Source organism: Devosia sp., from assembly GCF_041917035.1.
Classification (GTDB): Bacteria; Pseudomonadota; Alphaproteobacteria; order Rhizobiales; family Devosiaceae; genus Devosia_A.
Window position 1 is genome coordinate 1 of the sequence record NZ_JAYRYM010000189.1, and the last position, 7194, is coordinate 7194.

At 69.9% G+C, this 7194-nt stretch carries 6 protein-coding genes and 1 pseudogene; 6 read left to right on the forward strand and 1 reads right to left on the reverse strand.

Features of this window, described 5'->3' with window-relative positions; translation table 11 throughout:
- The 6 genes from ACE3TU_RS16470 to ACE3TU_RS16495 all read left to right on the forward strand — a co-directional run.
- The coding region (locus tag ACE3TU_RS16470; protein ID WP_374626126.1) for an isoleucine--tRNA ligase at positions 1-2541 on the forward strand (2541 nt) is incomplete at its 5' end.
- 148 nt (positions 2542-2689) lie between these two features.
- Positions 2690-3163 carry a signal peptidase II gene (gene lspA / locus ACE3TU_RS16475; protein ID WP_374626128.1) on the forward strand — a complete coding sequence of 158 codons (474 nt, stop codon included), beginning with the start codon at positions 2690-2692 and terminating at the stop codon, positions 3161-3163.
- Between the two features lie 123 nt (positions 3164-3286).
- Positions 3287-3889, forward strand: a complete 603-nt coding sequence (locus ACE3TU_RS16480) for a hypothetical protein (protein ID WP_374626130.1) — start codon at positions 3287-3289, stop codon at positions 3887-3889.
- Between the two features lie 52 nt (positions 3890-3941).
- Entirely contained in the window at positions 3942-5762 is a 1821-nt protein-coding gene (locus ACE3TU_RS16485; protein WP_374626132.1) for a pseudouridine synthase, read from the forward strand.
- A 3-nt stretch (positions 5763-5765) separates the two neighbouring features.
- Positions 5766-6320: a 16S rRNA (guanine(966)-N(2))-methyltransferase RsmD gene (gene rsmD / locus ACE3TU_RS16490; protein ID WP_374626134.1), complete on the forward strand. Its 555-nt coding sequence runs from the start codon at positions 5766-5768 to the stop codon at positions 6318-6320.
- 68 nt (positions 6321-6388) lie between these two features.
- On the forward strand, positions 6389-6823 hold the full coding sequence (locus tag ACE3TU_RS16495; protein WP_374626136.1) for a YdeI/OmpD-associated family protein: 435 nt from the start codon (positions 6389-6391) through the stop codon (positions 6821-6823).
- On the opposite strand, the pseudogene ACE3TU_RS16500 reads toward ACE3TU_RS16495, so the two are convergent.
- Positions 6820-7194: pseudogene (locus ACE3TU_RS16500) on the reverse strand (DNA mismatch repair protein MutL); the annotation flags it as partial. The gene ACE3TU_RS16495 and the pseudogene ACE3TU_RS16500 overlap by 4 nt on opposite strands.

Consider the following 7194-nt stretch of genomic DNA (forward strand, 5'->3'; position numbering starts at 1 on the left):
GGCCAGCTCTATCGCGGGTCCAAGCCGGTGATGTGGAGCGTCGTCGAGCGCACCGCGCTGGCCGAAGCCGAGATCGAGTACCAGGACTACGAGAGTGACACGATCTGGGTGAAGTTCCCGGTGCGCCAGCTCGGCGACGTGCCGGCCTCGCCGGGAAGCGCCGTGGTCCGACCCTATGTCGTGATCTGGACGACGACGCCTTGGACCATTCCGGCTAATCGCGCCATCTCTTTCTCCGGCAGGATCGGCTACAGCCTTTACCGCGTCACCCAGGCACCGGACGGCAACTGGGCGGCCGTGGGAGATCAGTACATTCTCGCCGACAAGCTGGCCGCCGACGTCATGCAGAAGGCCAAGGTCACGGCCTATGAGCGCGTCTTCGCGGTGAGCGCCGACATGCTGACCGGGGCCGTTGCCGAGCATCCGCTGAAGGGCCTCGCCGGCGGCTACGACTTCTCCGTGCCGCTCCTCGATGGCGAGCACGTCACCGACGACACCGGCACCGGCTTCGTCCACACCGCGCCCGGGCACGGCCTCGACGACTTCGAGATCTGGATGAACTCGGGACGGATGCTGGCCGAGCGCGGCATCGATACCGCCATCCCCTTCACCGTCGACGACGCGGGCTTCTACACCGCCGCCGTGCCCGGCTTCGAGGGGGCGCGCGTGCTCGACGACCAGGGCAAGAAGGGCGATGCCAACAACCGCGTCATCGCGGCGCTGGCCGAGCGCGGCATGATGGTCGCCCGTGGCCGGGTCAAGCACCAGTATGCCCATTCCTGGCGCTCCAAGAAGCCGATCATCTACCGCAACACCCCGCAATGGTTCGTCTACATGGACCGCCCGATTGCGGCCGGCCCCTCACCCGTCTCGGCTTCGCCGAGCCACCCTCTCCCTCAAGGGGAGAGGGAAGGGGGGACACAATCGCGCCACGGCGTCCCCTCTCCCCTTGAGGGAGAGGGTGCCGAGCGTAGCTCGGCGGGTGAGGGGAAGTATCCCGACACCCTGCGCACCCGCGCCCTCGCCGCCATCGACGCAACGACCTTCTACCCGCCGGCCGGGCAGAACCGCCTGCGCGCCATGATCGCCGAGCGGCCCGACTGGGTGCTCAGCCGCCAGCGCGCCTGGGGCGTCCCCATTGCCGTGTTCTACAACGAAGAGACCGACACCATCCTCAAGGACGAGAGGGTCAATCAGCGCATCGGCCAGGCCTTCGAGGAGGAGGGCGCCGACGCCTGGTTCATGCCCGGCGCCAAAGAGCGCTTCCTCGCCGGCGCGACGCATGACGGCCAGCCGGTCGATCCGGCCGCCTGGCAGAAGATCGACGACATTCTCGACGTCTGGTTCGAAAGCGGCACGACCCATTCGTGGGTGCTGCGCAACCCGCAGAAATGGCCCGACCTGCAGTTCCCCGCCGGCATGTATCTCGAGGGCTCCGACCAGCACCGCGGCTGGTTCCACTCCTCGCTGCTCGAAAGCTGCGCGACGAACGGCTTCGCCCCCTATGCGAGCGTCCTGACGCACGGCTTCACCCTCGACGGCGAGGGCAAGAAGATGTCGAAATCGCTGGGCAACACCGTCGCCCCGCAGGATGTCATCAAGCAGTTCGGCGCCGATATCCTCAGGCTGTGGGTGGCGCAGTCGGACTATTCGGACGATCTGCGCATCGGCAAGGAGATCATCAACTCGACGGTCGACAGCTATCGCAAGCTGCGCAACACCATCCGCTGGCTGCTCGGCAACCTCGCCCACCGCAAGGCCGACGAGACCGTCGATCACCGCGACATGCCCGAACTCGAGCGGCTGATCCTCAACCGGCTCAAGGAACTCGACCGGCTGGTGCGCGACGCCTACGAGAGCTACGACTACAAGCGCGTCGTCGCGGCGCTGTCCAACTTCATGAACATCGATCTGAGCGCCTTCTACTTCGACATCCGCAAGGATGCGCTCTACTGCGACCCGATCTCCTCGCTGCGCCGCAAGGCCAGCCTCACCGTGCTCGACCATGTCTTCGACGCACTGACCGCCTGGCTGGCGCCGATCCTGGTCTTCACCATGGAAGAGGCCTGGCTCGAGCGCCATCCGGGTGCCGAGTCCTCCGTGCACCTGCGCGAGTTCCCGGTGCTGCCCGAGGCCTGGATCGACCCCGGGCTCGCCCAGAAGTGGGAAAAGGTCCGCGAGGTCCGCAAGGTCGTCACCGGCGCGCTCGAGATCGAGCGCCGCAACAAGGTGATCGGCGCCTCGATGGAGGCCGCGCCGCGCGTCTACGTCACCGATGCCGGCCTGCTGGCGGCACTCGCCGGCGTGGATTTCGCCGAGGTCTGCATCACCTCCGACATCGACATTGTCGAGGGCGGCGCCCCGGCCGGCGCGACGGCCTTCACGCTGCCCGAGGTGCCGGGCGTCGCCGTTCTGTTCGAGAAGGCCCGCGGCCGGCAATGCGCCCGCTCGCGCCGCTTCTTTGCCGAAAGCGACATGGACGGCGAGGTCTCCAGGCGCGACGCCCAGGCGCTGCGCGAACGCAAGGCGGCGGGGCGATAGGGGCTTTGGCTCGCGCCTTCTCCCCCCTCCCAACCTCCCCCGCAAGGGGGGAGGTGCCGTTTGGTGCGCTTTGCGCTGGTCGAGCCACAAACTCGATCGGCACCCTCCCCCTTGCGGGGAGGGCTGGGGAGGGGGGTGAGGAGCCGCGATGACCCGCCCCCATCTTCCCTCGCTCCTCGCCGGCCTCGCCGCCTTCGCCCTCGATCGCGGGCACAAGCTGGTCCAGCTCGAACTCTCCGGCTGGCGCGGCGGCGAGATCGTTCGCGTCACCGATTTCTTCGACTACGTGCTGGTGTGGAATACCGGCGTCTCCTACGGCCTGCTCGGCGACCTGCCGGTCTGGGTGCTCGGGTTGCTCGCGCTGGCGGCGATCCTGGCGCTCGGCGCCTGGTGGTGGCGCACCGGCGAGGCGCTCGTCCGCTTCGGCCTGATGCTGGTGATCGGCGGGGCGCTCTCCAATGCGCTCGACCGGGCGCTCTACGGCGCCGTTGCCGATTTCTTTCACTTTCACTGGCAGGATTGGTCGTTCTACATCTTCAACATCGCCGACATGGCGATCACGGCGGGGGTGTTGCTGCTGGTCCTCGACATGCTCGGGATCGGGCGCCGCAAGCCGGCGTGATCGCAAAGGCGCCTCAATCTGGCCTTACGGCCCATCATGCACTATAAGGCCACGCGGGCAGCGCGCGGACCGGGGAACAAGGGAAGACTCATGTCGAGCATAGGATTGGGGCGGCGGCCCAGCTTGCGTGCCGTGGCGCGTGCCGGCCTTGTGTCCCTGAGCCTTGTCGCCAGCCTCGGCCTTGCCGCCTGCACCACGACGGAGGGCACCAACGCCTTCACCGATATCGGCACCTTCGAGCGCGAGGTGATGTCCGAGACGCTCAAGGGCATGGGCATGCTCGAGCGCGAGAAGAAGGACGAGAACGGCAATCCGCGCGGCCCGCTGGTGCTGCCCAAGGACAGTGCCGTCCTGCCGGCGCCGGGCGACGCCAAGTCCGATTCGGTCGCGGCGCTCCTGCCCGAGGATTCCACCAAGGTGAAGCTCGATACGTCCGGCCTCACCGACGAGGATATCAGGCGGCTGCGCAACGCGCGCGTCGTCGACCTGCGCACCCTCGATGGTCGTCCGCTCACCGACGAGGAGGCGCGCAAGCTCACCGCCCGCATGACGGCGGCCAAGCTCCAGGGCGGGCCGCGCCCGCTCTATCTGCCGCCCGAGGAGTACTTCACCACCGTCAAGGGCCAGGACCTCGTCTGCCTTGCCCCCAATGGCGAACTGGTGCCGCTCACCGACAAATCCTGCCCGCCCGAGATCCGCAAGGCGCTTTCGGCGCAGGCCAACTGATCCCAACTCGAAAGATGCGCCGCCCCTGAGAGGGTCCCGCAGGAGTTCATCGATGTCCGATTCTTCCGCCCTTTCCGCGGCCGGCGACCGCTTGGCCAAGGTGATTGCCCGCTCGGGCCTCTGCTCGCGGCGCGATGCCGAAGGCTGGATCAAGGATGGCCGGGTCACCGTCAACGGCCGCAAGGTGCTGACCCCCGCCTTCAACGTCACCGACGCCGACAAGATCAAGGTCGACGGCGAGCCGCTGGCGGCGCGCCAGGGCACCCGCGTCTGGCTCTACAACAAGCCCGCCGGCCTCGTCGTGACCGAGAAGGACCCCGAGGGGCGCCCGACCATCTTCGAGGCCCTCGACGAAAAGGGCCTGCCGCGCGTCGTCTCGATCGGGCGGCTCGACATCAATACCGAGGGCCTGCTGCTGGTCACCAATGACGGCGGGCTGAAGCGGGTGCTGGAGCTGCCCGCCACCGGCTGGCTGCGCCGCTACCGCGTGCGCGCCTTCGGTGCCGTGACCCAGCAGCAGCTCGACACGCTCAAGGACGGCATCGAGATCGAGGGCGTCACCTACGGCCCCATCGAGGCGATCCTCGAGCGTACCCAGGGCTCGAACTCCTGGCTGGTGCTCGGCCTGCGCGAGGGCAAGAACCGCGAGGTCAAGAACGTGCTCGGCGCCCTCGGCCTGCAAGTCAACCGGCTGATCCGCGTCAGCTACGGGCCGTTCCAGCTCGGCGACCTGGCCGAGGGCGAGGTCGAGGTGGTGCCGGCCCGCGTCCTCAAGGAGCAGCTCGGCAAGCGGCTCGCCGCCGAGGCCAATACCGACTTCGACAGCGAGATGCCCGAGGTGGCGGCGCAGAAGAAGCGTGCCGTCAATCCCAACCTCAGGGCCGCCGCTCCCGGCAAGGCGCCGGCCAAGGCCTCGCCGCGCAAGGATGGCGGCCACCGCTTCCGCTTCGAGGACGACGAGACCGAGGCCGCGGCGCTGGCGGCGCGCGCCGAGCGGCCGCGTACCGACCGGCCCGGCGGCCGCTTCCCGGTGACGCCGCGCGCCACCAAGGCCCCGCGCCCCGAACCGCAGACCATCACCCGCACCATCCACCATGAGGATGGCAGCGAGGAGAAGATCACCGTCAAGGCGCCACGCGCCCCGCGCGAAGAGGCCCGCTGGGATCCCGACGACAGCTCGGCCCGCAATTTCGGCCGCCCCGAGCACCACGAACGCCCGGCCCGCAAGCCGCGCGACGGCGATGACGGCGAGCGCCCCCGCCGGAGTTTCGATGACAAGCCCCGTCAGGGCGGCAAGCCCCGGACCGGCGGAAGATCGTTCGGCGACAAGCCGTTCGGGAGCAAGCCGTTCGGGAGCAAGCCGTTCGGGGACAAGCCGCGTCGCCCGCGTCCCGAGGGCGACGAGCGGCCGAAGCGCCCCTATGGCGACAAGCCCCGTCCGACCGGCGATGGCGCCGCGCGCCCGAGTCGCCCGTATGGCGACAAGAAGCCCTACGCTGCCCGTCCGCCTCGCGATGCCGGTGATCGGTCGCCGCGCGCCCACGATGGCAAGAAACCCTATGCGCCCCGCGACGCCGGCGATCGCCCGGCGCGGAGCTTCGGCGGCAAGCCGGGCCCTTTCGGTGACAAGAAGCCCTTCGGTGACCGGAAGCCCTATGGCACCCGCCCGCCGCGTGACGGCGGTGACCGCCCGGCCCGTTCCCCCGGCGACAAGCCGCGCAGCTTCGGCGACAGGCCCGGCGGCGGCAAGCCCTTCACCGGCAAGCCCTTTGCCGGCAAGCCCTTCACCGGCAGGCCCGGCGGCCGCCCGTCGTCCGGCGGTGGCCGCCCCGGCGGCGACAAGCCGCGCGGGCCGAGGAAGCCGCGGCCCTAGCCGATGCGCATCATCTCCGGCAGGTTCCGTGGCAAGGCGCTGCTCCCGCCCTCCGACGCGAGCATCCGACCGACGGCGGACCGGACGCGCGAGGCGGTGTTCAACATCCTCGCCAGCCGCATCGGCGTGCACCTCGATGGCGTCAGGGTGCTCGATCTCTTCGCCGGCACCGGTGCGCTCGGCCTCGAGGCCCTGTCGCGCGGCGCCGCCGGAATCGTCTTCGTCGACACCGGTGCCGAGGCACGCGGCCTGATCCGCGACCATATCGAAGCCTTCGGCGCAGGCGGCGTGGCCAAGCTGCTGCGCCGGGACGCCACCGATCTCGGCCCCGCCGGCACGCTCGGGCCGTTCGACCTCGTCTTCCTCGATCCGCCCTACGGCAAGGGCCTCGGCGAACGCGCCCTCGCCTCGCTGGCGGCCGGCAACTGGCTGGCCCCGGGCGCCACCATCGTTCTCGAGGAGGGCGCCGACATCGAACTCGACCTGCCGGCAGGTTTCCAACTGGATGACCGTCGCGAATACGGCGCCGCCGCGGTGCACTTCATCCGCGCCGTCTGACCCTCCTCGCCCGGGGGTGGGCCTGCGCACCGGCGCCCGGTAAGGTAGCTGCACCCCCCGAGGTCCCCATGAAGTTCAGCGCCATCATCATCCCCTCCGGTAACGCCACCGCCGTCGAGGTTCCCCCCGAAGTCATGGCCACGCTCGGCCCCGAGACCCGCCCGCCGGTCGCCATCGCCATCAATGCCGCCACCTGGCGCAGCCGTATCGCCATCAAGGACGGCCGGCGCCTCATCGGCATTAACGCCGCCAACCGAGCGGCCGCCGGCATCGCCGCGGGCGACACCATCGAAGTCTCCGTGGAACGCGACACCGCCCCTCGCACAGTCGAAGCGCCTGCCGACCTCGCCGGCGCCCTCAACGCCAGCCCTGCCGCCCGCGCTGCCTTCGACGGGCTCGCTTTCGGCCTCAGGACCAGGCACATCCGCGACATCGAATCCGCCAGGACGCCGGAAGTCCGCGCCCGCCGCATCGCCAGGCTGGTCGAAACGCTGGGCGCCTAGCGCGTCCGCCCGAACAACCTTTCGATATCCGCCTTCCTGAGCTCCACATAGGTCGGGCGGCCGTGGATGCATTGGCCGGAATGCGGCGTTGCCTCCATCTCGCGCAGCAGGGCGTTCATCTCCTCGACCCTGAGGCGCCGGCCCGAGCGCACCGAGCCGTGGCAGGCCATGCGGCCGATGATCGCCTCGAGCCGGTCGCTGAGCGCCGCCGTCGAGTCCCACTCGGCGAGGCCGTCGGCGAGGTCGCGGACCAGCCCCTCGATATCGGCCTGGCCGAGCAGCGCCGGCGTCTCGCGCACCGCCACGGCGCGCCGGCCGAAGCGCTCGACCACCAGCCCCAGTCGCTCGAGCACCGGGGCCGCGGCCTCGAG

Excerpts from the sequence above, each read along its gene's own strand:
- lspA (WP_374626128.1), top strand. The coding sequence starts at position 2,690 with ATGACCCGCCCCCATCTTCCCTCGCTCCTCGCCGGCCTCGCCGCCTTC.
- ACE3TU_RS16495 (WP_374626136.1), top strand. The coding sequence starts at position 6,389 with ATGAAGTTCAGCGCCATCATCATCCCCTCCGGTAACGCCACCGCCGTC.
- rsmD (WP_374626134.1), top strand. The coding sequence starts at position 5,766 with ATGCGCATCATCTCCGGCAGGTTCCGTGGCAAGGCGCTGCTCCCGCCC.
- ACE3TU_RS16485 (WP_374626132.1), top strand. The coding sequence starts at position 3,942 with ATGTCCGATTCTTCCGCCCTTTCCGCGGCCGGCGACCGCTTGGCCAAG.